The organism is Arenimonas donghaensis DSM 18148 = HO3-R19 (genome assembly GCF_000743535.1).
Lineage (GTDB): Bacteria > Pseudomonadota > Gammaproteobacteria > Xanthomonadales > Xanthomonadaceae > Arenimonas > Arenimonas donghaensis.
Window position 1 is genome coordinate 1 of the sequence record NZ_AVCJ01000033.1, and the last position, 998, is coordinate 998.

Below are 998 nucleotides of genomic sequence, written 5' to 3' on the forward strand. Positions count from 1 at the left end.
GTGCGGAAGTAGAACTGCGGACGGTAGCCCTTGAAGAACGGGGTGTGGCGGCCGCCCTCGTCCTTCGACAGGACGTACACCTCGGCCTCGAACTCGGTGTGCGGCGAGATCGAACCCGGCTTGCACAGCACCTGGCCGCGCTCGACTTCGTCACGCTTGGTGCCGCGCAGCAGCAGGCCGGCGTTGTCGCCCGCCTGGCCCTGGTCGAGCAGCTTGCGGAACATCTCGACGCCGGTGACCGTGGTCTTGACCGTCGGACGGATGCCCACGATCTCGATTTCCTCGCCCACCTTGATCACGCCGCGCTCGATGCGGCCCGTCACCACCGTGCCACGACCCGAAATCGAGAACACGTCCTCGACCGGCATCAGGAACGGCTTGTCCACGTCGCGCTGCGGCTCCGGGATGTAGCTGTCCAGGGCCTCGACCAGCTGCAGGATCGCCGGCACGCCAATCTCGGACTGGTCGCCTTCCAGCGCCTTGAGCGCCGAACCCTTGATGATCGGGGTGTCGTCGCCCGGGAAGTTGTACTTGCTCAGCAGCTCGCGGATTTCCATCTCCACCAGCTCCAGCAGCTCGGCGTCGTCCACCATGTCCGCCTTGTTCATGAACACGACGATGTAGGGGACGCCCACCTGGCGGGCCAGCAGGATGTGCTCGCGGGTCTGCGGCATCGGGCCGTCAGCGGCCGAACACACCAGGATCGCGCCGTCCATCTGCGCCGCACCCGTGATCATGTTCTTCACGTAGTCGGCGTGACCCGGGCAATCCACGTGCGCGTAGTGACGGGTCGGGGACTCGTATTCCACGTGCGCGGTCGAGATCGTGATGCCACGCGCCTTCTCTTCCGGCGCCGCGTCGATCGCGTCGTAGGCCTTGAACTCGCCGCCGAAGCGTTCGGCGCCCACCTTCGTCAGCGCCGCCGTCAGCGTCGTCTTGCCGTGGTCAACGTGACCGATGGTGCCCACGTTCACGTGGGGCTTGGTGCGCTCAAACTT

Annotated in this window: 1 protein-coding gene; it reads right to left on the reverse strand. The window is 66.0% G+C overall.

Annotation, left to right across the window (positions count from 1 at the left end):
• Positions 1 to 998 (reverse strand): elongation factor Tu (gene tuf / locus N788_RS10170; protein ID WP_034224661.1); only part of this gene is annotated, 998 nt, incomplete at both ends.